At 32.9% G+C, this 23,634-nt stretch carries 26 protein-coding genes; 12 read left to right on the top strand and 14 right to left on the bottom strand.

Annotated elements, in window-relative coordinates; genetic code table 11:
- Positions 1–13: 13 nt before the first annotated feature.
- From ACE94K_RS00830 to ACE94K_RS00850, 5 genes are read right to left on the bottom strand one after another with little or no spacing between them, the layout of a single operon-like run.
- Positions 14–445, bottom strand: coding sequence for a VOC family protein (locus ACE94K_RS00830; RefSeq protein ID WP_378178560.1), 432 nt, complete (start codon positions 443–445; stop codon positions 14–16).
- A 20-nt stretch (positions 446–465) separates the two neighbouring features.
- Positions 466–768, bottom strand: coding sequence for a hypothetical protein (locus ACE94K_RS00835; protein ID WP_378178563.1), 303 nt, complete (start codon positions 766–768; stop codon positions 466–468).
- 4 nt (positions 769–772) lie between these two features.
- On the bottom strand, positions 773–1,747 hold the full coding sequence (locus tag ACE94K_RS00840; RefSeq protein ID WP_378178566.1) for a deoxyhypusine synthase family protein: 975 nt from the start codon (positions 1,745–1,747) through the stop codon (positions 773–775).
- The gene (gene speB / locus ACE94K_RS00845) at positions 1,737–2,678 is read right to left on the bottom strand and encodes an agmatinase (protein ID WP_378178569.1); all 942 of its coding nucleotides are present in this window, start codon (positions 2,676–2,678) and stop codon (positions 1,737–1,739) included. The genes ACE94K_RS00840 and speB overlap by 11 nt, the downstream gene beginning before the upstream one ends.
- Before the next feature lie 27 nt (positions 2,679–2,705).
- Entirely contained in the window at positions 2,706–4,160 is a 1,455-nt protein-coding gene (locus ACE94K_RS00850; protein ID WP_378178572.1) for an arginine decarboxylase, read from the bottom strand.
- Between the two features lie 465 nt (positions 4,161–4,625).
- Between ACE94K_RS00850 and ACE94K_RS00855 the strand changes: the two genes are divergently transcribed.
- From ACE94K_RS00855 to ACE94K_RS00895, 9 genes are all read left to right on the top strand, one after another.
- Positions 4,626–5,465, top strand: coding sequence for a universal stress protein (locus ACE94K_RS00855; RefSeq protein WP_378178575.1), 840 nt, complete (start codon positions 4,626–4,628; stop codon positions 5,463–5,465).
- Positions 5,466–5,552: 87 nt separating this feature from the next.
- On the top strand, positions 5,553–6,089 hold the full coding sequence (locus tag ACE94K_RS00860; RefSeq protein WP_378178578.1) for a mechanosensitive ion channel domain-containing protein: 537 nt from the start codon (positions 5,553–5,555) through the stop codon (positions 6,087–6,089).
- A gap of 330 nt (positions 6,090–6,419) precedes the next feature.
- Entirely contained in the window at positions 6,420–6,749 is a 330-nt protein-coding gene (locus tag ACE94K_RS00865; RefSeq protein WP_378178581.1) for a hypothetical protein, read from the top strand.
- A 742-nt stretch (positions 6,750–7,491) separates the two neighbouring features.
- On the top strand, positions 7,492–7,917 hold the full coding sequence (locus ACE94K_RS00870) for a VOC family protein (RefSeq protein ID WP_378178584.1): 426 nt from the start codon (positions 7,492–7,494) through the stop codon (positions 7,915–7,917).
- A gap of 155 nt (positions 7,918–8,072) precedes the next feature.
- Positions 8,073–8,684 carry an SET domain-containing protein gene (locus ACE94K_RS00875; protein ID WP_378178587.1) on the top strand — a complete coding sequence of 204 codons (612 nt, stop codon included), beginning with the start codon at positions 8,073–8,075 and terminating at the stop codon, positions 8,682–8,684.
- 30 nt (positions 8,685–8,714) lie between these two features.
- Entirely contained in the window at positions 8,715–9,140 is a 426-nt protein-coding gene (locus tag ACE94K_RS00880; RefSeq protein WP_378178590.1) for an NUDIX hydrolase, read from the top strand.
- A gap of 1 nt (position 9,141) precedes the next feature.
- Complete coding sequence (locus tag ACE94K_RS00885; RefSeq protein WP_378178593.1) at positions 9,142–9,396, top strand: hypothetical protein; 255 nt, start codon at positions 9,142–9,144, stop codon at positions 9,394–9,396.
- Positions 9,397–9,579: 183 nt separating this feature from the next.
- Positions 9,580–9,936, top strand: a complete 357-nt coding sequence (locus ACE94K_RS00890; protein WP_378178596.1) for a hypothetical protein — start codon at positions 9,580–9,582, stop codon at positions 9,934–9,936.
- Between the two features lie 19 nt (positions 9,937–9,955).
- On the top strand, positions 9,956–10,201 hold the full coding sequence (locus ACE94K_RS00895; protein ID WP_378178599.1) for a hypothetical protein: 246 nt from the start codon (positions 9,956–9,958) through the stop codon (positions 10,199–10,201).
- A gap of 88 nt (positions 10,202–10,289) precedes the next feature.
- Here ACE94K_RS00895 and proC read toward each other — a convergent pair whose 3' ends face one another.
- The 4 genes from proC to ACE94K_RS00915 form a co-directional block, all read right to left on the bottom strand.
- Positions 10,290–11,105, bottom strand: a complete 816-nt coding sequence (proC, locus tag ACE94K_RS00900; protein ID WP_378178602.1) for a pyrroline-5-carboxylate reductase — start codon at positions 11,103–11,105, stop codon at positions 10,290–10,292.
- A gap of 299 nt (positions 11,106–11,404) precedes the next feature.
- Positions 11,405–11,602 (bottom strand): 30S ribosomal protein S21, encoded by a 198-nt coding sequence (gene rpsU / locus ACE94K_RS00905; RefSeq protein WP_378178605.1) that lies wholly within the window; start codon positions 11,600–11,602, stop codon positions 11,405–11,407.
- A 12-nt stretch (positions 11,603–11,614) separates the two neighbouring features.
- Positions 11,615–12,478: an RNA polymerase sigma factor RpoD/SigA gene (locus ACE94K_RS00910; protein ID WP_378178608.1), complete on the bottom strand. Its 864-nt coding sequence runs from the start codon at positions 12,476–12,478 to the stop codon at positions 11,615–11,617.
- 635 nt (positions 12,479–13,113) lie between these two features.
- Entirely contained in the window at positions 13,114–13,926 is an 813-nt protein-coding gene (locus ACE94K_RS00915) for a mechanosensitive ion channel family protein (RefSeq protein WP_378178611.1), read from the bottom strand.
- Positions 13,927–14,980: 1,054 nt separating this feature from the next.
- On the opposite strand from ACE94K_RS00915, the gene ACE94K_RS00920 reads away from it, so the two are divergent.
- Complete coding sequence (locus tag ACE94K_RS00920) at positions 14,981–16,591, top strand: isocitrate lyase (protein WP_378178614.1); 1,611 nt, start codon at positions 14,981–14,983, stop codon at positions 16,589–16,591.
- 245 nt (positions 16,592–16,836) lie between these two features.
- On the opposite strand, the gene ACE94K_RS00925 is transcribed toward ACE94K_RS00920, so the two are convergent.
- The 5 genes from ACE94K_RS00925 to ACE94K_RS00945 form a co-directional block, all read right to left on the bottom strand.
- Positions 16,837–17,133, bottom strand: a complete 297-nt coding sequence (locus ACE94K_RS00925) for an HPF/RaiA family ribosome-associated protein (protein ID WP_378178617.1) — start codon at positions 17,131–17,133, stop codon at positions 16,837–16,839.
- A 262-nt stretch (positions 17,134–17,395) separates the two neighbouring features.
- A complete protein-coding gene (locus ACE94K_RS00930) occupies positions 17,396–18,175 on the bottom strand; it encodes a prohibitin family protein (RefSeq protein WP_378178620.1) in 780 nt (259 codons plus the stop codon).
- 759 nt (positions 18,176–18,934) lie between these two features.
- On the bottom strand, positions 18,935–19,543 hold the full coding sequence (locus ACE94K_RS00935; protein ID WP_378178623.1) for a hypothetical protein: 609 nt from the start codon (positions 19,541–19,543) through the stop codon (positions 18,935–18,937).
- A gap of 63 nt (positions 19,544–19,606) precedes the next feature.
- Positions 19,607–20,407, bottom strand: coding sequence for a hypothetical protein (locus ACE94K_RS00940; protein WP_378178626.1), 801 nt, complete (start codon positions 20,405–20,407; stop codon positions 19,607–19,609).
- A 349-nt stretch (positions 20,408–20,756) separates the two neighbouring features.
- A complete protein-coding gene (locus tag ACE94K_RS00945; protein ID WP_378178629.1) occupies positions 20,757–21,065 on the bottom strand; it encodes a hypothetical protein in 309 nt (102 codons plus the stop codon).
- A gap of 711 nt (positions 21,066–21,776) precedes the next feature.
- On the opposite strand from ACE94K_RS00945, the gene ACE94K_RS00950 reads away from it, so the two are divergent.
- Together ACE94K_RS00950 and ACE94K_RS00955 are read left to right on the top strand one after the other, a co-directional pair.
- Positions 21,777–22,571 (top strand): hypothetical protein, encoded by a 795-nt coding sequence (locus ACE94K_RS00950; RefSeq protein WP_378178632.1) that lies wholly within the window; start codon positions 21,777–21,779, stop codon positions 22,569–22,571.
- A gap of 24 nt (positions 22,572–22,595) precedes the next feature.
- Positions 22,596–23,594 (top strand): fasciclin domain-containing protein, encoded by a 999-nt coding sequence (locus ACE94K_RS00955; protein ID WP_378178635.1) that lies wholly within the window; start codon positions 22,596–22,598, stop codon positions 23,592–23,594.
- Positions 23,595–23,634: the final 40 nt, after the last annotated feature.

The following is a 23,634-nucleotide window of genomic DNA, read 5'->3' on the forward strand; positions in this document are numbered from 1 at the left end:
TAAATTAAATGACCTAACCTAGACCATCCATAGATTCAAAAACTTCATTTTCATTTTTGAAGCTTTTAAACTCTACCTGATATCCATTTGGGTCTTTAACAAAAAAAGATAAATGTTCCCCGGTTTTATTTAGAAAATATGTAGTTTCTGCGGTTACTTCCAAATCCATTGAAAAAAGCTTAGAATATAATGTTCCCCAAATCTGCACATCGACAATCACCCCGAAATGGAAAGATGGCAAAACCTGATCTCCTAGTCGATAATTTTTAAAATCAAAACTAAAATTTCCCGCTTTGGTAAACGTAATCTGGTTTCCAAACAAATTAATATCTATCCAAGTATCTGTATGTCTTCCCAACGACGCTCCAATTTTAGAAACATAGAAGTCTTTAGTTGCTTCCAGGTCATCGCAAGGAAGAGCGAGATGAAAATCAGCTTTTTTCATAAGAAATATTGGTTTTGGATCTAATCATCATCATCATCATCCATTTCATCCGGAACTTCTATATCAGAATTATCATCACTTTCTTCTTCGTGATCTTCCATAGCTGCTACCAAACGTTTACTGACTTTAACCAAATATAAAGTATCTTCAGTTTTAACCTCTACACATTCTACAATTTCGTTCTGTGCATTCCTGAAAGTGATAATATCGTCTTCATCATATCCATCAGGATATTTCTCTACTAACAAGTCGAGAATATCGTTATTTAATTTTTTAAAGTCGACAATGACTCTTTTAAGATTACTGTTTCTTGATCCTTTCATAACTTTACATATCTAATAAATAAGCAAATATTAACGGCGCTACAATGGTTGCATCCGATTCTATAACAAATTTGGGTGTGTTTATATCCAGTTTCCCCCAGGTAATTTTTTCATTAGGCACTGCTCCACTATACGACCCGTAACTCGTAGTAGAGTCACTAATTTGACAGAAATAATTCCAAAAAGGGGTGTCTGTTCGTTCCATGTCCTGATATAACATAGGCACAACACAAATAGGAAAATCTCCTGCAATACCTCCTCCGATTTGAAAGAATCCTATTCCATTTTCCGAATTGTCTGTGTACCAATCTGCTAAAAAGGTCATATATTCAATACCCGACTTCATGGTACTGGCTTTTAATTCTCCTTTCATTACATAACTGGCAAAAATATTACCCATAGTACTGTCTTCCCATCCTGGAACCACCATTGGTAAATTTGCTTCTGCAGCAGCATACATCCAACTATCCTTTATATCAATTTCATAGTATTGTTCTAGTACTCCTGACAACAGCATTTTATACATAAATTCGTGCGGAAAATAACGTTCTCCTTTGTCTTCTGCATCTTTCCAGATTTTAAAGATATGTTGTTGCAGCCTTCTAAAAGCTTCTTCTTCAGGAATACAAGTATCCGTAACCCTATTCAATCCTTTTTCTAACAAATCCCATTCTTGTTGTGGTGTAAGATCTCGATACTCAGGAACTCTACGATAATGACTGTGAGCTACCAAATTCATGATATCTTCCTCCAGATTTGCACCTGTACAAGAAACGATATGAACTTTTTCTTTACGGATCATTTCTGCAAATATCTTTCCCAATTCTGCGGTACTCATAGCACCTGCAAGAGAAACCAACATCTTAGATCCATTATTAATTTGTTCCTCATAGGACTTGGCAGCATCTACAACCGTAGCAGCATTAAAATGCAAATAATACTTTTCTATGAATTGTGAGATCGCCCCTTTAGTCTTCATCCTGATCGTATTTTAATTTGTTGATGTTATTTTCTTTTTGATTTGTATAAAGGTTGTCATTCTCTTCGTCTACATTTTTTTCAAAAAACTTATAACTTAGCATTTTGTAATAAAGCTTTGCAGCCAGAAAATCAGATGATTTATCTGTTTCGTTAGGGCATAGTTCTACGATATCAAAACCTACTACGTTTTTTTCTTCAAATACCTTTTTTAGAAACTCTAAGGTCTCATACCAAAACAATCCTCCAGGCTCTGGCGTACCAGTACTGGGCATAATAGATGGATCCAAAGCATCTAAATCAAAAGTGATATATACATTATCTCCTAAAAGATCAACCACATTGTCCATCCAATAATCATCTGTAGCCATTTCGTGTGCAAAGAATACATTCTCTTCATTCATGACTGACTTCTCTGAAACATCCATACTTCGTATTCCTACCTGAACTAAGTTTGTAGTTTCATTCGCCTCGTATAATGCACAAGCGTGATTATAACGAGAGCCTTCATACTCTTTTCTCAAATCTGCATGTGCATCAATCTGAAGTACCGTAAGATCATCAAAACATTCGTTAAATGCACGAATGGCACCTATAGAAACAGAATGTTCTCCTCCAAAGGTCGTAACAAACTTGTTACGTTTGATGTTTGTTTTTACCAATTTATGTACAGCGGCTACCATTGTATCGGGAGAGCTGGTATCGGTTACCGGATCTGCTAGGTGGATCCCTTGTTTATACACCTCGGTATCCGTTTCGATGTCGTAAAGTTCCATATTTTCGGAAGCATGCAAAAAAGCTTCTGGACCTTTATCTGCTCCTTTACCCCATGTGCTGGTTCCATCATAGGGAACCGGAATTAAAACTACTTTGGATTTTTCATAACTAGCATATTTTTCTTCTATGCCGGCGTACGTCTTATTAGTTTTCATTTTTAATATAATACTTTGATTAATTGCTTACTTTGATTGTAATAGAACCTCTTTCTCAGGATCATCACTTTGAGATTGAGATATCTTATTTTGATATCCAAGAATTGACAACAGTTGCTCAGAAGTTTGTTGTTCTACAAAAACTTCTGTCGTTATATTCCCAAATTCATCTTTATCGATTAAAATATGTTTAGGTTGCGGAATTAAACAATGTTGTAATCCTCCAAAACCTCCTATAGTTTCTTGGTAGGCCCCTGTATTAAAAAAACCAATATACAAAGGTTCTTCTTTTTTGTATTTAGGTAAATAAATAGCATTCATGTGTTGCTCAGAATTATAATAATCATCGCTATCACAGGTTAACCCACCTAACAAAACACGTTCATATTCGCGATTCCATCGATTCACGGCCAACATTACAAAACGTTTATTAATCGCCCAGGTATCCGGCATGGTAGTTATGAATGATGAATTGATCATATTCCACTTTTCACGATCATTTTGCTGCTTTTGATATAATACTTCATAAAGAGCTCCTCCACTTTCGCCCACCGTAAAACTACCAAATTCTGTAAAAATGTTTGGAACATCTACTTGAGCCTCTTCACAGGCTTTTTGAATTTGACTTACGATTTCAGTAATCATATACTGATAATCATAGTCAAACGCCAAAGAATTCTTAATCGGAAAACCACCACCTATATTCAAACTATCCAGACTAGGACAAATCTTTTTAAGATTGATATATACTTTAAGACACTTTAGCAACTCATTCCAGTAGTAAGCTGTATCGCGAATACCCGTGTTGATAAAAAAGTGAAGCATTTTAAGTTTTACCTTAGCATTTCCTTTAATCTGATTATTGTAAAATGGTACGATGTTTTTGTACCCGATCCCTAAACGAGAAGTATAAAACTCAAATTTTGGTTCTTCTTCAGAGGCTATCCGTATACCAACCTGAAAATCTTTTTCAATTTCATCACTCAACAAAGTTAATTCTTCATAATTATCAATTATTGGAATACAATTGTGATGCCCATTGTTAATTAATCTAGCAATATTCTTAACGTATCGATCCCGTTTGAAACCATTGCTAATTACATAGGTATCATTTGTAATCTTACCTTCAACTTTTAGCTTTTCCACGATATCGATGTCAAAAGCTGATGAAGTTTCTATATGAATATCATTCTTTAAAGCCTCGTTCAAGACATGTTTAAAATGAGAACTTTTGGTACAATAGCAATAGTTATAACTACCTGCATAATTATTTGCGGTTATAGCAGTATTGAACCACTCTTTTGCTCTGTTAATATTCTCTGATATTTTTGGGAGGTATGTAAATTTTAAAGGCGCTCCATATTGAGCTATCAAAGCCATTAAATCTACACCATGAAAATGCAGTTCGTTATTTTCCAGGGTAAATTCTTCCTGCGGAAAATAAAATGTTTGATCGATTAGATCAATATATTTGGTTTTCATTGTTTTATAAATAAATATTTTAGAATGTAATTAAGCCTGGTAAAAGGAAAACCTCTAAGAATTCAGATACGAAAAATAAAAATAGTAGCAGGCATGAACATCTTGGGCTCTAGGAGCAAGAATGCTGTATGAATTTCAGAAGTCAGCCTGAGAATTCGGTTCCTCGAACGTGAGGCAGCTTTTGGAGTAGACTTCTTTATTCTCCTAGGCCCGAATCTGAAATACGGTTTCATTTATGTAGGCAATGCGTCTTTTTAGTTGACTCATTCGTAAGGTTAAAAATACTAAAAAAGTAATACCAAAACATTATTTAGTATTTTTTTTGATCATTTTTTATTGATATCTGGTATTAAGCAACTTAACTAAGCAATCATTATCAAAAATAATCTTAACCTCAAGTATTATTCATCGGTTTTTGTTGAAGTTTTATTTTGTACATTTATTAATAGCCTAAACTTTATGATGATGAAACATATTTTGATTCCAACAGATTTTTCGGACAATGCCTATAATGCATTAAATTATGCGAAAACATTATTTTCTAATGATGCCGCCACTTTTTATTTGATGCACGTATATATCAGTACCTCCTCAAACCTGATAAGTTCTGAACAGCATACTTCTATACTCGATGGGATGTCGGACAATGAAGAACAGGATCTAAAAGATTTTTTGAATATAGCTAGGAAAGAAAATAATAATGGGCAGCACTTTTTCCAAATTATTTCTAAAACTGGTAGTTTGGTAAAGGAAATGAACGCCGCTATCCTGACAAACAAAATCGATTTTGTTGTGATGGGTACAAAAGGTGCAAAAGGCAGTAAAGAAGTATTTCTGGGTAGCAATGCTGTCAAAGTTATCAATGGTATCGAAAACTGCCCTGTAGTTGTTGTTCCCCAAAATTACCAATCTAAACTACCTTCTGTTATTGCATTTTCCACAAATTTTAAAAGAGCTTTTGTTGAGAAAGAATTAAAACCACTAATAGATATCGCGATTGCTAATAATTCAAAAATTAATATTGCAAGAATAATGCAAGAAGAATATTTAACAGATCGTCAAAAAGAGAATAAGGAAACTCTGAAAAGCTTATTTAACAATCTTGACTATATTTTTTGCAAAATTGATGTAGAAACATCCGAAACAAATGCGTTGAAAGATTTTGCTAAATATACAGAAAGTGATTTGATTGCACTGATACATCATAAACACAACTTTTTTCAAAAACTATTAGAAGAAGACGTTGTAGATAAGATAAGCTTTAATAGTCCCTTACCTTTGCTTATACTATCCGAATGGAAATAGAAAAAACATAAATAATTTATAAAGATATCGCCCATTCATTAATGTGTTTTATTTTTGCCGTTTAAATCATCAAATATTATTTTATACATGTTGGTATATAAGCAAGAGCTTCTTTTAACGCTAATTTTGGTTTCTACCATTATACTGGCAATTTTATTAACTAAAAGAGCCATAAGAAGGTTTAGTTTTGTTAAATCAATAGATGTTAACCGCAGAAAAATTATCTTTAACTTAAGCTATCTTGTTATTTATATAACGGCAGGTTCGCTACTTGCACTTATTTGGGGAGTAGATCATCGACAATTTGCCTTATTCATTTCTTCAATATTGGCGGTACTTGGTGTCGGCTTCTTTGCCCAATGGTCTATTCTTTCGAACCTAACGGCTAGTGTAATTCTATTTTTCAGTCATCCTTTACGAATCGGTGACCGAATAAGAGTTTTGGATAAAGATTTTGATTGGACCGGACAGGTAAAGGATATTACAGGTTTTTATCTTTTTATGAAAACCGATGATGGTCGTAATATTACATTACCAAATGCATTGGTTATTCAAAAAGGAATTGAAATATTAGACGATGAGATTACGGAGATTGAAGACAGTGAAGAAGAACACTATGATTAAAAAGAACCGTATTTAGCGAATCATATCGTGCCCTTCAAAGGCTTTAATTCTAGCTCTTTTTAATCTTATTTTTAATTCATTTCTGAAGAAAAGGCTTTGAAACTCATTAAAAAGTCAATAAAATTTTTTCAAGGATCACTTGATTTTGAAGAGTATAACTATTTAGTAGACAGGAAATAGGAATTACTAGTCAAAACAAATATCTTCTCTTAAAACACTATTTAAACAGGAAAACAACTATTTGAAAATCAGTTTTTTAACCCTTATTTTAATAAATACTATCATCTACATTTGTACGGATATAAAATTTAACTTTTAAAACAAACAAAAATGGTAGTTTCACACAAAATCAAAGATTATAGCACCTTAATTATTAGTAATTACTCTGGAGGAAAACAAGTAGCATTCATATACTTATACGATGCTAACAATAAATATTTAGGATATTTTGGGATTATTAAAGACGGACAAGCATTGCCACAAAATGTGCAGCATTCCAATAATATTCTAAACATTTATTTCCATGAAGCTGAAATGGAGTCACTGATTGACACCTTAAGGAATGAAGATCCAGTATACGTAAAGTTTCATACTACGCTCAAGTGGGGATCGCTTAGTACAGGAAAAGAACCAGTAGGAGAAGGAGAAGACACTCCGTAAACAAAAGTTAGCCAATTTATTTTTAATCAAATTTGCTAAACCACTAAAAGCTTTAGAATGTTTCTGAAGCTTTTTTTGTATACACCTGCTTTCATTTCATTGAGTCTATGAAGAAGATTAATACTTTCGCAACTTTTTTATATTAAACCGTACAAATACATAAATAGTTTTGATTCTATCTTCTTTGACTTCATTTAAATAAAGTAATACTTTGGATTTTTTAAAGAAAAATTGATTGCGATATTACTTTTTTATTACATTTGATATAATCGATAATGAGTCTGATCAATACAGACGCATTGCCTACATAAATGGAAACTATTTTCAGATTCGGGCTTAGGAGGATAAAGAAGTCTACTCCAAAAGCTGCCTCAAGGATGGGGATCCGAATTTTAAGGCTGACTTCTAAAAAAAATTATTCTGCACTTCAATTCTTTGAACGTACAACGGTTCAATTACCCCTATGTTGTCGCTATAAAAGTTTATTAATCATTTATTTTCTAGTTCTTGGGAAATAGAACGATGAATCAAATTCCAAAATAGATTAAGATTTTATCAATAACATATTTTCTTCAACCAAATTGAGGGAAATAAAGAAAATACAGCTTAGTAATGATCTCCGGTTCATTCTAACAAAATTCTAGAATAAACATCAACATATTTAGATGATTTAAGAGATGTAAAGGAGCGTATCTTATAAGAATAATTCGGAAAATCAAACATAAAACAATAATGATGAACAATGAAAAATGCCTCATTCCATCTTGCTCTTCCTTGTGAAGACTTGGAAAAAACAAAACACTTTTATGTGTATAAACTTGGAGCTCAATTAGGAAGATCTTCAAACACCTGGATTGATATTAATCTACACGGAAATCAAATAACTTTTACCAAGGCCGGGGCTTTTGATTTTAGTTTTAAAAGCTATCGCCTAAGTGACCAAGTATTACCATCCTTTCACTTTGGAGTCATCGTGAACTCCGAAAGATGGAATATGCTGTATCTGAGATTAATCTCGATGAATTTAGAGGTGACTAAAAAAGCTACTTTTTTTGAACAAAATATAGGAGAACACGGATCTTTTTTTGTTAAAGATCCTAATGGATACATGGTAGAGTTTAAAAATTTCAAGAACAAAGATGAATTATTTGCAATACAACTAACCTAATAAATATGATAAACCTAATTTCTTTTTTTCTTTAACGAGTATACTTTTCCAAGCTTATAATTAGTAAGGAACACTACAGACAAATATTTCCAGCAAGAAGATATACTTAGATCAAAATGAAAAAAACCATCAATTCGATTTAAAACAAGATACAGATGATACATCCAAAAACAGAAATACAATTTATCAATAACGATATTGGCTATGGGGTTATAGCCAAAGAATTTATTCCAAAAGGTACTATTACTTGGGTTTTAGATAAGTTAGACCGCGAGTTTACCCCAAACGAACTAGAAAACATGGAGCCTGTTTACAAAGATATTTTTGAAACATATGCTTACAAAAATAATAGAGGAAATCTAGTATTATGTTGGGACAACGGAAGGTTTGTCAATCATAGTTTTAATTCAAATTGCCTTACTACTGCATATAATTTTGAACTTGCGATCAGAGATATTTATCCTGGAGAACAGCTAACCGATGATTATGGTTACCTTAATATAGATCGACCTTTTAGAGGAATAGAAGAAGGTACAAAACGTAAAATAGTATATCCTGATGACCTGTTGAAATATCACAAACTCTGGGATAAGAAACTTCTTAGCGCTTTCAGATACGTTTCAAAAGTTGAACAACCTTTGCAGGTACTAATCGATCAAGATTTATGGTCACTAATTGTACGTATAGAAAAAGGTGAGGCAAAAATGGAGTCCATAAGATCTAATTATTACGAAAGAAATGACAAAAAAAAGCTAGTGTTACTATAACATCAGACTTACTACGTAAAATATATAAAGATGAAAATAAGGAAGCATAAAGAAAAATCACGACTCATTATATATAAAGGAAATGAATTACTTCTTTTCCAGAAAGTCAGTAACGAACTTGAATACGGTCTTATAGGCGGTTTTCTCAAAAAGGGAGAATCGCCAGAAGAAGCTTTGATCCGAGAAACATATGAAGAAACATCTGTAAGGCTTTCTTCAGAACATTTAAAATATCATACTTCTATAACTATAGATCAAGACGAAAAGAATAGACTTACTAAACACTATTTTGTTTCTAAAGAATATTCAAATCCATTTATCCTTGCAGAACCACAAAATTTTAGAAAAATAGAATGGGTGTACTGGGAAGATGCCATAAAATCCTTAAACAAGTCGGATAAAAAAATAATCAAAGAACTATTCAAACCTTGTAAGATTAACCATAAAACACAATAAAATGAAAGGCTCGATTATTAACCAAAATGTGGAGTACGGAGTATTTAAGAAATACTATGACGGGTACTTCCAGTTTATTATGGACGATGGAGATACATTAGTTTTTGAAGAAGCATCGCCATTGACCATTCGAAAATTTGATCTAAAATCGAATACATTTCAAGGTAAAAGTTTTGAAATTACATATTCTGAATATATAGAAGATGATGATGAAGATTTTGTATGGTACAAAATTGAAAAACTAGAACTTGCTTAAAACAAAATCTCTGAGTACGGGCTCTTCTAGCTAAAATCTTGAATAAAATGTAAAAAACAAATATCAAGTTCCTCTATCACACGAAGGTATCCAAAAGATAGCCTACTAAAAGCCCCCAGACTTGAAGTGACAAAAATCTGGAACCAAACAATATATAAGCATAAAAACTAAATTTTAAATAAAATGAAAAAACCAATATACACAATATGTTCAATGATCCTGTTATTTTTTTGTAGTCTACACACAAATGCTCAGGAAAGTCTTGATCAGGACACAGAAACTATAACCGGAGTATTTGACACTTTTGACGGAGAAAATTTCATATTCAATATTACAGACGAAAATAATGAAGAAGATATTATGCTTTTTTCTAAAGCGAATGATGGAGTATTAACAAAATACAATCTAAGCGACGAAAAATACAGTGGTAAAACATTTAGTATTACTTTCATTTCTGAAACTGAAACCGAAGTTGACGAAGATGGTGATGAACAGGCATATACGGTTAGAACCATTACAGATTTAGAATTATTGGATTAATTTCAAAAACACCTTTATAATGAAAATGAATAAAAGCTTTTGGGTTATTGCTCTTTTCTTAGTGTTTTCTATCTCTTGTAGAGAAACCAAAAAAGAATTAAAAGAAGAGACTGAAACAGAAGAAACAGCGACACAAAAAGAAGAAGAGTATAATGAAGAAGAAAACTCCTTATCAGATGAAATAGAAGAAAATGATGATCAAGAGGAAGAAAATGAAATAGAAGAAAATGAAGAAGTTTCAGACACTCTCTCTGTAGAAGAATAAATCAGGCTTAGACTTAGAGCAGAGCATCAAAATTATTGGTGCTCTGCTTAGTAATTAGATTAGTACTGCCTTTGATGACAATTTTTCTTTATACATTATGATTTTCTTTTCCTAGTTCGATAGCGCGACTAAAGGCGGCAAAGGCGGCTTCTTTAATTAATTCATTTACATTATTATCGTCCATAGAGTCAAGCGCTGCCTGAGTTGTACCCCCTTTTGAAGCTACTCTTTCCATCCAGGAATTAGGAGATAAGCTAGATTGATTGAAAAGTTCAATCGCACCCGTAAATGTTTGACTCACCAACACGGTTGAATCATTTTTCGAAAATCCCATTTGTAAAGCAGCTTCCATCATACTTTGCATGAAATAGAATACATAAGCCGGTCCACTACCAGAAATTCCCGTAGAAGCATCAATAAATTTTTCGTTACTTACCTGTATTGATTTCCCGGTAGTACTCAATAAACTCTCGACAGTAAGAAGTTCTATTCGAGACACATCTGGAGAGGCAACATAAGAAGTTAATCCTAGTCCAACCTTTGCTGGTAAATTAGGCATTGCTCGAACTACCTTTTTTAACCCAGATAAATCTCTGATCATATCCAAAGTAACCCCAGCCATTATTGAAATTATAATTTGATCCGATATTACGAGAGAGCGAATCTTTTTAAATAAGTCTTCGGCGTGATGTGGTTTTACTGCAATAAAAATTATATCTGCCTTGGGAACACAATCTTCTAGTTTTTTAAAAGCATCAAAATGAGAAATTTGATGGAGTTCTTCAATTTTTTCTTCAGATTTGTCTAAAACCATTATGTTTTTTTTCTTGAGCAGTTTTGATTTAGACATTCCCTCGGCATATGTTAATCCCATATTACCTGCTCCAATTACTAATACCTTCATTGTATCTTATAATTTTATAGATTTATTGTTTTTAAACTTTCATAAAGAAGTCATAGAAACAATACATAACCCCCATAATTTATAGGTTCACTATAGCAGGATTCGTTGTATCTACGCAATGTTTTAATCGGTAATCCAAAGAAATATTTTTTTACATAAGTAACTTTTGAAGTAAGTTTACCTATTTCGTGATGATACGTAGTTTTCGTTTTCGTTTTTCTTTTAATAATTATCAATTTCATTAAACTTATTCAATATTTGAAAGATTGACATCTGGTTTTAATTGTTGGAGAGAATGCTTACAAATCACTATGCTCTCTAATATATTTTTCTTTGTACTGTGCTTTTTTAAACTGTTCTCTTCTTTGGGTAGACTTTTTCTTGTAATAACTGCGCTCTCTTAATTCTTGCAACTGTTTTACATTTCTATATTTTCTTTTATAGCGCTTTAATGCTCTATCTATATTTTCTCCTTCTTTTACTTCTATTTTTAGCATATTTCAGTTTGTTTATCCCAAATAAGTTCTTAATATTCTTGTGTCCGAAGATCTTCTCAGACGGTTTATTGCTCTATCTTTAATCTGTCTTACTCTTTCTCTGGTTAGATCAAATATTTCTCCAATTTCGAATAAGCTTATCGAGTCAAATGATCCAATCCCATAATAAAGACGAATAATATTTGCTTCTTTCTCTGTTAATCGGTCAAGGGCTTTATCCACATCAGATTGTAAAGATTCCAATAATAAATTTTTGTCGGGATTAGTAGATTCTTTGTGAGCTACCAAACTATAAAGATTTGATGTTTCTCCTTCCTTTAAAGGAGCATCCATTGATAAATTTTTACTGGCATTTCGAACAGATTCTTCTATATTATCTATAGGAAGATCTAACTCTGTTGCCAATTCTTGATTACTAGGATGTCGCTGATGTTTTTGCTCTAAAGAAGATATCGCTTTTTTGACCTTACTAATTGTATTAATTCTATTAAGTGGCAATCTAACAACTCTTGATTGCTCTGCAAGTGATTTTAAGATTGATTGCCTGATCCACCAAACGGCGTAAGAGATAAACTTAAATCCCCTGGTCTCGTCAAAGCGTTTGGCTGCTTTCACTAAGCCGATATTACCTTCATTGATAAGATCTGAAAGTTTTAATCCTTGATTTTGGTATTGCTTTGCCACAGAAATTACAAAACGAAGATTTGCATTTACCAATTTATCTAATGCTTTTTGATCTCCCTCCCTGATTTGTTGAGCCAATTCTACCTCCTCATCTGCAGTAATCAGTGGTAATTTAGATACATCCTGTAAATATTTCTCAAGTGATTTTGATTCTCGGTTTGTAACTTGTTTAGTAATTTTTAATTGTCTCATTTTTTAAATTTTATGTTTATTTGCAGAAGATCTTACTATGTTAAAACTTGATGAGTAATCTAAGCTTCACACGATTCGCTGCGAGTAAGTAGTTTATAGGCCATCAATTTTGAAAACCTTTTAAAGTCTGGTATATTTTTTTTATGTCAATCCTAAAGTCATCTAGGAAATTGATAAAATTTTAAAAGTGGAAAAAGAAATATGTACAAGAAATAAGTCAAAAACTCTCTGACTTATACGCTAAATCTTAGCCTGAGCGGATTAGAACACAAGAGAACTAATATAAATAGAGAGAGCACATAATCTATAGAAATTAGAGTACTCGAATCTTTCGTTAGATACTTTGGTGCTACTTACGAAAAATCCATTTTCTGAAGAGTGATTATTTTTTTCTATAAACTCTATGTTTTGAGGCATATATGACTACTTACTATTCTATTGAAAATGATTACAAAAACCTTTATTATTAACCATTTCTGCAAAGATACTAAAAAATAGTTTCTATAGAAAGTATTTGACTAAAATAAATTTAATTGATGTTATACTTTTAATTTCCATTAACTAGTATGAATAGATCGAAAGAAAAAATGAGTGTTCATAACTTGCAGTTCTAAACACTTATATTCACTAAAGTCTTAAGACGTAAGTTCATTTTTATCAATTAAGATTCTTGTTCTTGGAATACTTTCGGGATAATTTTCTTTTAAAAACAAAACCAGTTTTTCTCGAACGTATACTCGTAGATCCCAAGCATTATTGGCATCAACAGCACTAACCAATGCTCTAACTTCTATAGAATCTTTTTTGGCATCGGTAACCTGAATAACATTCACATTTCCGTCCCACAAATTCGTAGTCTTTAAAATTCTTGTCAATTCTTTTCTTAATATATCTATGTTGATTGTGTAATCAGTATGTATGAAAACAGTTCCTAAAAGTTCTGATGTACTTCTTGTCCAATTTTGAAAAGGCTTCTCTATAAAATACGTTGTAGGAACTATAAATCTTCTTTTATCCCAAATCCTAACGACTACATAGGTTAAGGTAATTTCTTCAATTATCCCCCATTCTCCTTCTACAATTACAACATCATCTAATCGTATTGGTTGCGTAAAGGCTATTTGAATCCCCGCTAAAATTGTACCCAGCGCTTTTTGCGCAGAAAACCCAACAATAATACCGGCTACACCTGCTGATGTTAGCATACTAACCCCAACACTACGAATACTTTCGAAACTCATTAACCCAACTCCTATAGCAAAAATTACAGTAATAAAAATTGATATTTTTTCTAAAATATTAAACTGGGTTAACACTTTTCTAGCCTTGAGATTATCTTTTACATTCACATCATAACTTTTTATAATTTGATTTTTAAGAACTCGAATGAAAACAATAACAAACCACGTAAATGCAATAATGTATAGCACCGTAGTTATACCTTTCACAATCCTAAATTGATCGACAGAGAAAATGCTTTTGATAAACTTTAAGTGTAAAGTAGTTGTAAACAATAGCAAAAAAAGAGGAACCTTTATACGCCTTACAAATTCCAATGGAAGTAATACTCTTTTATTATTCCCTATGAGTTGCAAAACAAAAAAGATTAGAAAAAAGCTTAGAAATAAAACAACTAAACCAATTGAAATTTTTCTTAATAATTCTACATTAAATTCCGACATACTTCTGATACTTTTTTTTATGCTTACCTATTCATGGTATTAAAAAATGAAGAGATATCACAACTATTTTCGATAATAAAATCATAAAAAATCTCTGTTCTGTTGAATCCGGGAAAAACAGGGCACATTCATTTGTTTCTCCAACTGCAATGATAAAACAAATCGGAATACCCTTTTTTTATAAATGAAATAGCAAAAAAGCTTCAGAAATATTTTGGGATTTTATTTATGCCAAAATACTTGAAGCTAACTATAATTAATAAATGAAGTCAGATAAAAAAGCATCCAATTCCCAAAAAAAAATGAGATCTTATCGATTTTTCAATTAAGTATTATTCCTAAATTCTAAAAAAAATGATTTAAAAAACAAATTAAAATTTTAAATCAGATCAAAAAGAAAAGAGCTAAAAGAACATGTATATGTGACTGATTATCAGATTAAATAATTTTATTTCAACCCCTTTATAAAAACTTGATTTTAGCGAACAATCAGTATTTGCGAACATTATTTTTTCAAGTTTTTTATAATTTTAGCGAACGTTCGCTTTTTTAATCAAAAACTTTTTTTTAATATTGTCCTGTAAATAATTTACTACGGTGTTTGTAAATGGTATTACAAAAAAAGAATCTGGTAGATGCCACGCTGTAGCTATTAGAATTCGAATTATTAATAAATAAAAACTAAAAGGATGAAATCAACAGTAAAAACAAAAACATTGGTCACCAATTGGGCTATTAATAATACGATCGACTACAATGTGGAAAAAACAAAAGCTAAATAAACATTAACCCTTGATATAAAATTTAAAAGAAGAACATTATGACTACTTATAATTCGGCACTTGATACCATACGAACGTTAAAAACAAAATATGGAAATACCTGGGCTACAATAAAACCAGAAAATGCAGCTCGTATTGCAGTACAAAACAGATTTAAAACAGGTTTAGATATTGCCAGATATACAGCGTCTATCATGCGTAAAGATATGGCAGCATATGATGCCAATAGCGTAAATTACACACAATCATTAGGTTGCTGGCACGGTTTTGTTGCGCAGCAAAAAATGATTGCAGTAAAAAAACACAAGGGCACCACCGATAAAACTTATTTATATCTATCTGGTTGGATGGTTGCTGCATTGCGTTCTGAATTAGGACCTTTGCCTGATCAGTCTATGCACGAAAAAACATCTGTTCCAAAATTGATCGAAGAGATCTATACGTTTTTACGTCAGGCGGATGCTGTAGAATTAAATGATCTGTTCCGCCGTTTAGATGCCGGAGAAGATGTTCAGGATGAAATCGATAATTTTGAAACCCACGTAGTACCTATTATTGCAGATATCGATGCAGGTTTTGGTAATGAAGAAGCAACCTACCTTTTAGCTAAAAAAATGATTGAAGCCGGGGCTTGTGCATTACAGATTGAAAATCAGGTGTCCGACGCCAAACAATGTGGTCATCAAGATGGAAAAGTAACAGTACCACACGAAGATTTTATCGCTAAATTAAATGCTCTTAGGTATGCATTTTTAGAATTAGGTGTAGACGACGGTATCATTGTGGCCAGAACTGATTCTGAAGGTGCCGGTTTGACTCAAAAACTCCCTGTTTCTCAAGAACCAGGAGATTTGGCATCACAGTATATGGATTTTGTAGAAGCAGAAGAAGTTACGATGGAAGAGGTGAATGAAAATGATGTATTGTTTAAACGTGATGGTAAATTAGTACGTCCGGTGCGATTACCAAACGGTTTATATAAATTCAAAGAAGGTTCAAATATCGATCGTGTAGTATTGGATTGTGTTACAAGTTTAAAGAATGGAGCAGATTTATTATGGATTGAAACTCCTACTCCAAACGTAAAACAGATTGCACATATGGTAAATCGTGTAAAGGAACAGGTACCAAATGCTAAATTAGTATACAATAATTCCCCTTCTTTCAATTGGACGATCAACTTCCGTCAACAAGCATTTGATTTGATGGTAGCACAAGGAGAAGATACTTCTGCATATAACCGTGCCGAACTTATGGATGCTAAATATGATGGTACTGAATTATCCAACAGAGCTGATGAAATGATTAGAAATTTTCAAGCTGATGCCTCTCGTGAAGCTGGTGTATTCCATCACTTAATTACATTACCAACATATCATACTACGGCGCTACATATGAATGATCTGGTAGAAGGGTATTTTGGCGACAAAGGAATGTTGGCCTACGTAAGTTCTGTACAACGCCAAGAAATTCGAAAAGGAGTTGCCTGTGTAAAACACCAACGTATGGCTGGTTCTGATTTAGGAGATGATCACAAGACTTTCTTTGCCGGCGAAAAAGCATTGAAAGCAGGCGGTGAGAAAAACACAAGTAATCAATTCGAAATAAAAACAACTATCAACGAGCCAGAACTGGTTTTAGATAAATAAAACGAGTGTTGTAGTTATTTAATGAAGGTGATCTATCATTAGGTCACCTTTTTTAGCTTTTACTAATTTATTCCTTGATTACAACCTCAATTTTTGGCTGAACCCAAATGTATTTTACGAAATCCATTTAAATTAACAAATCTCTATCGCAAATTGAAGGCTGTTCGGAAAATAAGGAACAGCCTTTTTGTTGGCTACAAATAAACAATCAATCAGAACACTATTAGTGTTGATTACTTCCTATTTTATAAAAGAGCCTTACGCTTTTTGAGTTGTGTTTTTAAACTTTCAATTGCTTCATTAAAAGCGGTTAGCAAATCATTATTATGTGATGAAGCGTACAGTAACGGCCCGGGATTACTAAGGCGAATTCCGCAGATGTATCCGCGTCCTTTTTCCTTAAGACTAAGCTCTTCTTTAAAAAGCACATAGCTTTTCGCCACAAAAGGATAATTTTTAATAAGTCTTTTTATTTTCTTTTTAGCCAGCGATGATAAGAATTTGCTACTTCCCGCATTATGATATTCAAAAACTATTTCCATATTCTTTATTTTTTGAGATTCAACATTCATCTATTCACAAAACCAACATCCTCACATATGGCAAACCCCTTAATAATTCATAATTTTCAAGGTTTATTACAATGTCAACTCCATTCATAGAGTATTCATTTTTTATAAACCGTTTAATTCAAAGCATAAACTGTTTTGCTCAATTTTTACCATAAAACCAGCTTTTTATTATAACCCTTTCAGGCTTTTGCAATACCCCCCACAACCTCATCTGGTTAAAGTTTGCGTTATACTAATCGTCTCCTGCTATGAGAAAAGGTGCTTTACCATCTGTAATGATCACTTTACTATTTGGCGATTCAGAAAGCTTATTAAAAGCTTCAATACTTCGTATCCTTATAATTTCTTTGGTAAGACCTTCTGCCAATATTTTTTGAGCATCCCTTTCTCCTTTTGCATTTATAATTTTCCTGTCTGCTTCTAATTTTGCCTGATCAATTACAAATTTCATACGCATAGCATCCTGTTCTGCCTGTAATTTTCTTTCTATTGAATTTGCTAAACCTTGAGGTAACTGTATACTTTTCATAAGTACTGCTATAAGTTCAATCCCATCGGCCTGTTTCTCCAGGTTTTCCTTCATTTTAACTTTTATTTCTTCTTCTATATTTGCTCTCATACCAGAGTGCATATCTTTAGCGAAAAACTGGGCACATACATCAGAAGAAGCTGACCTGAAGACGCTGGTTATGATAGACTCATAATCTCTGCCTAAATTTTCAAGTACACTAGGTATTTTATTCTGTTCCAATCTGTAGAGAATTGAAATTTCAGAATTCACACTTAATCCTTCCTTACTAGGAAGACTGAGGATTAATTTAATATTGTTTGTTTGTGTAGACTCCTTTATAACTCTACTCACAAAAGGATTATAGAACATGGTGCCTTGTGTAACGACATTATCTGAAAGTTTTCCCAGAGTTTGCTTAACCCCGGCTTCTCCGGGTCGTATCACTGCACAGTTGGATAAAAATATCAAGATTCCGGCATACAATAAAATACGTGTCTTCATAGTATTTTCTTTTTAAGTTTGACCATTTTACCTCAATTTACGAGTTTTAATTCATATATTTTTATTTATAATTATTATCATTTTTATAAGTTATTTTAATGTATTTATTTTTTTATGTTTAGTTTAACAGAGCTCCTAGCAACAACCAAACCAAAAAACAATCGAAATTTTTATAAAAAATTGATTACTAGATTTTTATACTTTATAAAGTTTTAAAAAATCTTATAAATTGTTAAGGAAATCTTAGTAGTAATTGTGAAATATAAAGTTCATAATATTTAATTATAAATAACATAATTCATATAAATGGTAACAAGTACGTTAGAGGTAATTCTAAAGCGTTTTGGTATAAAGATTTTTAAAACAATTGAGAAACTAGCTTGAAAATAAATATCGATCCCACATTGACTACATCTTGGGGTCAGTTTAAAAACAAAGATTCCTGTTTGCCGGGCACCTAGGTGTTCGATGTATCATAAGAAATAGATTAGCTAAACCAATGCATACTTTTATTTTGTTTTTATTCGATAAGATCGGGGCTTTATACTAAGGATTAAAACAAAAAAGACCCCGCTCATATAAACGGGATCTCATCTCTACAAATAAACCAAAAACGAACTTAGTTACAATTCTCCTCTTTCCTTGTTTATACTTTTATCAAACTATTTAGTTGTGCTTTCTTGTTTTCTTAAAAATGGTCTATTCAGTATTGAGATATATTGTTAATCGTGTAGCTAAAATTCAATAGCTTCTGAAAAATCAAAACGTAAAATCCAAAAATCGAATCGACGCTTCTCTAAATCGTTCTATGGCTTCCGGCTGCCTTGCCAATCCTTCTGTCAATCCATTGATGGCAAATGTCTTGGCTACTTCATTAAGTTCATTACTAAATATAACAGGATCATAATCCCCTAAAAATTTGGTTGCGGTGTCCATTAGTACAGCAGAGGCTTCGGGTTGCCTTGCTATGGATTCAAACAATGAACTCAATGCAATACCTCTGGCCTGTCCATCAACAGCCACATCCCCTGATAATTGCGAAGCATCAAATACTCCTATAAACTGTGTAGCCGTGTTAGCTAGTTGTTCAACCGCAGCAGGGTTTCTGGAAATAAACTGAAATAGATTAGCTATAGCTTCTCCTCTTTGCAATATTCTAATTCTTTCGGCATTTTCGTCATTGGTTTCATCAATATCTTCAATTAAGTTTGTAATTGAATCCAGTAGCTGATCGTTCTGATTTTCAATCAGGTTTACGTTTTCTCTGATAGTATCCAGATCATTATTTATATCATCCAATCCATCATCGCTACAGCTAACGAATCCTAAGATGATGATTCCGATAAGAGTTAAGGTTAGTTTTTTCATTTTGCTTAGTTTTTTTTGTTTTTGAATGTATTTCTGTAGAAATTTTGTTTGTTATCTAAAATTTTAAAACTGTATTCTTTTTGCAAGCGTAGCTATATCTTCATCAATGAACGTTCCCTGATCATTTATAAATGCAAATCCCAAAAACTGAATACTTATGGAATTTAATTGATCAATAGCTTCCGGGTTTCTGGCAATACCTTCAATAAGTCCATCTATGGCAAATTCTTTTACTACGGTGTTTGTTTCGTTATCAAAAATAGCCGCATCATAATCGCCTAAGAATCGAGTAGCAGTATTTACAAGAGTATCAAATGCTTCCGGTTGTCTTGCTACCCCTTCAAATAAATCCTTAAGAGCTAGCCCTCTTGATCTACCGTTGACAAAAAAGTCATCACTCATCGGCACCTCATCAAACTCGCCAAGAAATTGAGCTGCCGCAATGTTAAGAATATCACTGGCAGAAGGCTGTCTTGCCATTCCTATAAATAAACTACCCATGGCAATTCCTCTTTCTAAAATAACATCGTCAGAAAATGGCAGTAGTTCTGTAAAATTACTATAGCTACTTTCTGATGCACTAATAAGATCTTCGGCAACTTCCGGTTGTCTGGCAATCGAAAAAAACAAACTATTGTTCTGACTCATTTTAAGGGCGTTTACATTAAAGTCAGCATCATTTTCTAAGGAACTAATAAGTACGGTAATGGAGTCCAAAAGCCTTTCGTGTTCTTCTCGTGCTATACTGAGGCGATCATTAATGTTTCTAATATCGATTTCAATATCGTCTGTATCATCCTGCTCACAGCTTATGAATCCGAAAAGAGCAGTAAAAGCGAATAATGTGATTAGAAAATTTTTCATTTTAATTACTATTTATAGTTTCAATTATTGATGATCAGTTTTAGAAGATTCACTGTTTAAACTTTTATGAATATTATACGTATCTACTTTCTGATATCAATAGAATTCGTTTATCGTTGTTGTGCATAATGTGCCGCGGTTGGCAATTCTTTAATAAAAGAAATCATTGTTGTGAATACCGTTCTTAGGTTTAAAATCGTTTTCATAATTATAAATATTAAGGGTTATTAATTCTTTGGCTAAAGTAGGCTGCGTATGCGTTGTCCGGCAAAAGAAATACTGTGAGAAGGAAAAAAACAGGGTTGAAAGGGAAAGATATTTACGTGTCATTCCTGAAACCCACTAAAAATTACCTTCTTATAGTATTCAACTTTTTACTTTCGCTTTGAAAAATAGGTTGATACTGCTTCCTGGCTTTTCTTCGATAGCTATAAGGTCTCGTTTTGTTTCCAACTAAGAGCTCCTTTTCACGATCAAGGTTCTCGTTGTCAATATCTATATCTGTTACCATACTGTCGTTTGTTTCATCAAGCTGTATGCTACTATATTGAATTGCTTCAGTGGGATCAGTTATTTTATCATACGACCAACCGAAGATCCATACGATCAGAATGAAAAGGAAATACTTCTTCTTCGGGTTTTTATACATTTTCTTCATCTTTTTCTTTTCTGTTGTTACTAGATAGGAACATCAATAGTATTATTATAGATTCCATCTGGAAATTAGTTGAAGACGAAAAATCAGCTTTAAAGGGAATTACTTTATATTCAAAATAGTGCTTTATATGTTCGTCTTCTGAGGACAAAATTATAGGCAAACACTCGATGAAGATGTAACAGAACCGCACAATGCTATCATTTTTCCGACACTGATGTCGGTCACTTTTTATTGGAAGTGTCGGTACTATTAATTGGAAGAATTAAATAGGAAGGTGTTATGTTATAGGAAGCTGCCTATAGTAATACCGAGCTGACGAATATCGAATTTTAGATTTCACGCTCTGGTTTAATCCTCTTCAAAACAATAGAACTACAAAATACTGTTTCGCAAAGTTTTTACAACTTTATACCAGAAAAAAAGGTAGAAATCTTTCAATTTTTAACTCAAATACGAAATGTATTTATGGGCCTTTCTAATGATAGCTTTTCTTCTACAACTCCCGGTAAACGAAAACAAGAAAATTCAATAGTATTCAGTAAATAAATTGACATTAAGTTTTTTTTAACAAGTTTTAGAAAACCGTACATCAGAATTCTTCGTAAGTAAAGTGAATTCTAAATCTAAATTATGAAAATAAAAACAATTATAATGTTTTCAGCCTTAATGGCGTCTACATTCTGTTTCGCCCAAAGCCCAATAGACGGGTTTATGAAAAAAAAAGGTAAAGGAAGTATTACATTATCCCAATCTATGGAAAGTTATGACGAAGTTTTTCTAGTTCCTGAAAAAGTGGACCGTGTCCCTGTATTTGATCAAGTGGATATCAGCGCTACTTCGCTGTATGTTGATTATTCACTTACCGATAATTTTATGGTAATAGCCAATTTGCCATTTATAAGAGCTAAAGGTGACGCATCTGAAGCTAACCAAGAAAATAATGGGTTCGAAAATGTACGTGAAGGATTGCAAGACCTAAGTCTGTATACCAAATATAGATTTTACACTGCAAAAATTGGGAAAAGTAAACTCGATTTTATAGGAAGTTTGGGGCTTGAATTTCCTGTGGGAAATTATGAAGTGGATGAAGGTTTACAATCCATTATAGCGATTGGAAACCGATCTACGGACATCAATACTTTAGGTGTTTTAACCTTTAAACACAATTCTGGTTTTTTTGCTACGGCTCAAATTGGATATAGTATCAGAAACAACGATGTACCGGATGCTTTTTTTAATGAGCTAAAACTAGGATACGCTGCACAAAAATTTTATGTAGATGTATATGTAGCCAATCAAATCTCTCAGGATGGAGTTGATATCTTGGGGGAAGGCTTTAATGGTTTCTTTCCTGCTACGCAGGTAAATTATACGAGAATAGGGCTTAATGCTTACGTTCCTGTGATTAATAATTTCGGTATTTCAGGAGGAGCTAACACCTACGTCGCCGGAAGAAATGTAGGTGTATCAACAGGGTTTTATGGAGGTCTAACCTACTCGTTTTAGTATTAACCAATAAATTTTAAAATTATGAATACACTATACAAAACATACTATTTAATGTTACTTTTCGCTTTTGCAACCTTTATTTCAAGTTGCGAAACGCAAAGTGCGTACGAAGATGTACAGCCAACCATTGCGAACATTGCGGTGAGCAACCCTGATTTTAGTACCTTAGAAGAAGCCGCTATAACCGGTGGTGTCGCAGTCACTTTAAGTAATCCGAACCCTAATGACCCATCAGGAGATTATACCGTATTTGCACCTACAAATGATGCATTTGCAAGACTGGGTCTCAACGAAAACACACTGGGAGTGCTGCAGAAAGATTTTTTGACAAACACTCTTTTATATCATGTTTCAAACGGAAACTTAGCAGGGAGTAATATTTCGGAAGGAGATATGTCAATGTCGGCATTAGGTATAAACCGACGCTTTGTAAACCGCGACAATGAGCTCTTTATCAACGGATCAAAAATTTTGGCTACCGATGTAAATGCGATTAATGGAACCGTTCATGTAATCGACAAAATCATGATTGCAACAGGTGGGAACGTAGTAGAATCTGCGCTTGCGCTGAACGATGCAGCCGTTTTTATCAATCCAGAACTGTCATTTCTTGTGGAAGCCGTTGTATATACCGATTTAATTGACGCCCTAAGTAATCCTGATGCTAATTTCACTGTTTTTGCCCCTACTGATCAGGCTTTTATAGATCTAGGTACTATATTAGGTCTTACATTTACAGAACCAGCTGATATACGGCAATTACCCCAAGAGCTCGTTACTGCTGTTTTACTTAATCATGTGTTTGCTGATGTATCCGCAGATAAATTTACATCAGAGCTATCTGCGGGTAGTTTCGATACTTTAGGCGAAGATACTATCACTTTAGGCATATATACTAATGGCGTTCTTACAGTTAGCGGTTCTGGTAATATGAGTCCGGCAAATATGGTCATTCCAGATGTTCAAACTACCAATGGTATTGTGCATGTTATCGATCAAGTCCTTTTACCAAATATGTAATGTGTAGGTTTAGAAGTTAGGACGAAGAGCGGTTATGTTT

The sequence above is a fragment of the Aquimarina besae genome (assembly GCF_042434905.1).
Taxonomy (GTDB): Bacteria; Bacteroidota; Bacteroidia; order Flavobacteriales; family Flavobacteriaceae; genus Aquimarina.

Coding starts and splice junctions, on each gene's coding strand:
- ACE94K_RS00830 (WP_378178560.1), bottom strand. CDS start 445: ATGAAAAAAGCTGATTTTCATCTCGCTCTTCCTTGCGATGACCTGGAA.
- ACE94K_RS00835 (WP_378178563.1), bottom strand. CDS start 768: ATGAAAGGATCAAGAAACAGTAATCTTAAAAGAGTCATTGTCGACTTT.
- ACE94K_RS00840 (WP_378178566.1), bottom strand. CDS start 1,747: ATGAAGACTAAAGGGGCGATCTCACAATTCATAGAAAAGTATTATTTG.
- speB (WP_378178569.1), bottom strand. CDS start 2,678: ATGAAAACTAATAAGACGTACGCCGGCATAGAAGAAAAATATGCTAGT.
- ACE94K_RS00850 (WP_378178572.1), bottom strand. CDS start 4,160: ATGAAAACCAAATATATTGATCTAATCGATCAAACATTTTATTTTCCG.
- ACE94K_RS00855 (WP_378178575.1), top strand. CDS start 4,626: ATGAAACATATTTTGATTCCAACAGATTTTTCGGACAATGCCTATAAT.
- ACE94K_RS00860 (WP_378178578.1), top strand. CDS start 5,553: ATGTTGGTATATAAGCAAGAGCTTCTTTTAACGCTAATTTTGGTTTCT.
- ACE94K_RS00865 (WP_378178581.1), top strand. CDS start 6,420: ATGGTAGTTTCACACAAAATCAAAGATTATAGCACCTTAATTATTAGT.
- ACE94K_RS00870 (WP_378178584.1), top strand. CDS start 7,492: ATGAAAAATGCCTCATTCCATCTTGCTCTTCCTTGTGAAGACTTGGAA.
- ACE94K_RS00875 (WP_378178587.1), top strand. CDS start 8,073: ATGATACATCCAAAAACAGAAATACAATTTATCAATAACGATATTGGC.
- ACE94K_RS00880 (WP_378178590.1), top strand. CDS start 8,715: ATGAAAATAAGGAAGCATAAAGAAAAATCACGACTCATTATATATAAA.
- ACE94K_RS00885 (WP_378178593.1), top strand. CDS start 9,142: ATGAAAGGCTCGATTATTAACCAAAATGTGGAGTACGGAGTATTTAAG.
- ACE94K_RS00890 (WP_378178596.1), top strand. CDS start 9,580: ATGAAAAAACCAATATACACAATATGTTCAATGATCCTGTTATTTTTT.
- ACE94K_RS00895 (WP_378178599.1), top strand. CDS start 9,956: ATGAAAATGAATAAAAGCTTTTGGGTTATTGCTCTTTTCTTAGTGTTT.
- proC (WP_378178602.1), bottom strand. CDS start 11,105: ATGAAGGTATTAGTAATTGGAGCAGGTAATATGGGATTAACATATGCC.
- rpsU (WP_378178605.1), bottom strand. CDS start 11,602: ATGCTAAAAATAGAAGTAAAAGAAGGAGAAAATATAGATAGAGCATTA.
- ACE94K_RS00910 (WP_378178608.1), bottom strand. CDS start 12,478: ATGAGACAATTAAAAATTACTAAACAAGTTACAAACCGAGAATCAAAA.
- ACE94K_RS00920 (WP_378178614.1), top strand. CDS start 14,981: ATGACTACTTATAATTCGGCACTTGATACCATACGAACGTTAAAAACA.
- ACE94K_RS00925 (WP_378178617.1), bottom strand. CDS start 17,133: ATGGAAATAGTTTTTGAATATCATAATGCGGGAAGTAGCAAATTCTTA.
- ACE94K_RS00930 (WP_378178620.1), bottom strand. CDS start 18,175: ATGAAGACACGTATTTTATTGTATGCCGGAATCTTGATATTTTTATCC.
- ACE94K_RS00935 (WP_378178623.1), bottom strand. CDS start 19,543: ATGAAAAAACTAACCTTAACTCTTATCGGAATCATCATCTTAGGATTC.
- ACE94K_RS00940 (WP_378178626.1), bottom strand. CDS start 20,407: ATGAAAAATTTTCTAATCACATTATTCGCTTTTACTGCTCTTTTCGGA.
- ACE94K_RS00945 (WP_378178629.1), bottom strand. CDS start 21,065: ATGAAGAAAATGTATAAAAACCCGAAGAAGAAGTATTTCCTTTTCATT.
- ACE94K_RS00950 (WP_378178632.1), top strand. CDS start 21,777: ATGAAAAAAAAAGGTAAAGGAAGTATTACATTATCCCAATCTATGGAA.
- ACE94K_RS00955 (WP_378178635.1), top strand. CDS start 22,596: ATGAATACACTATACAAAACATACTATTTAATGTTACTTTTCGCTTTT.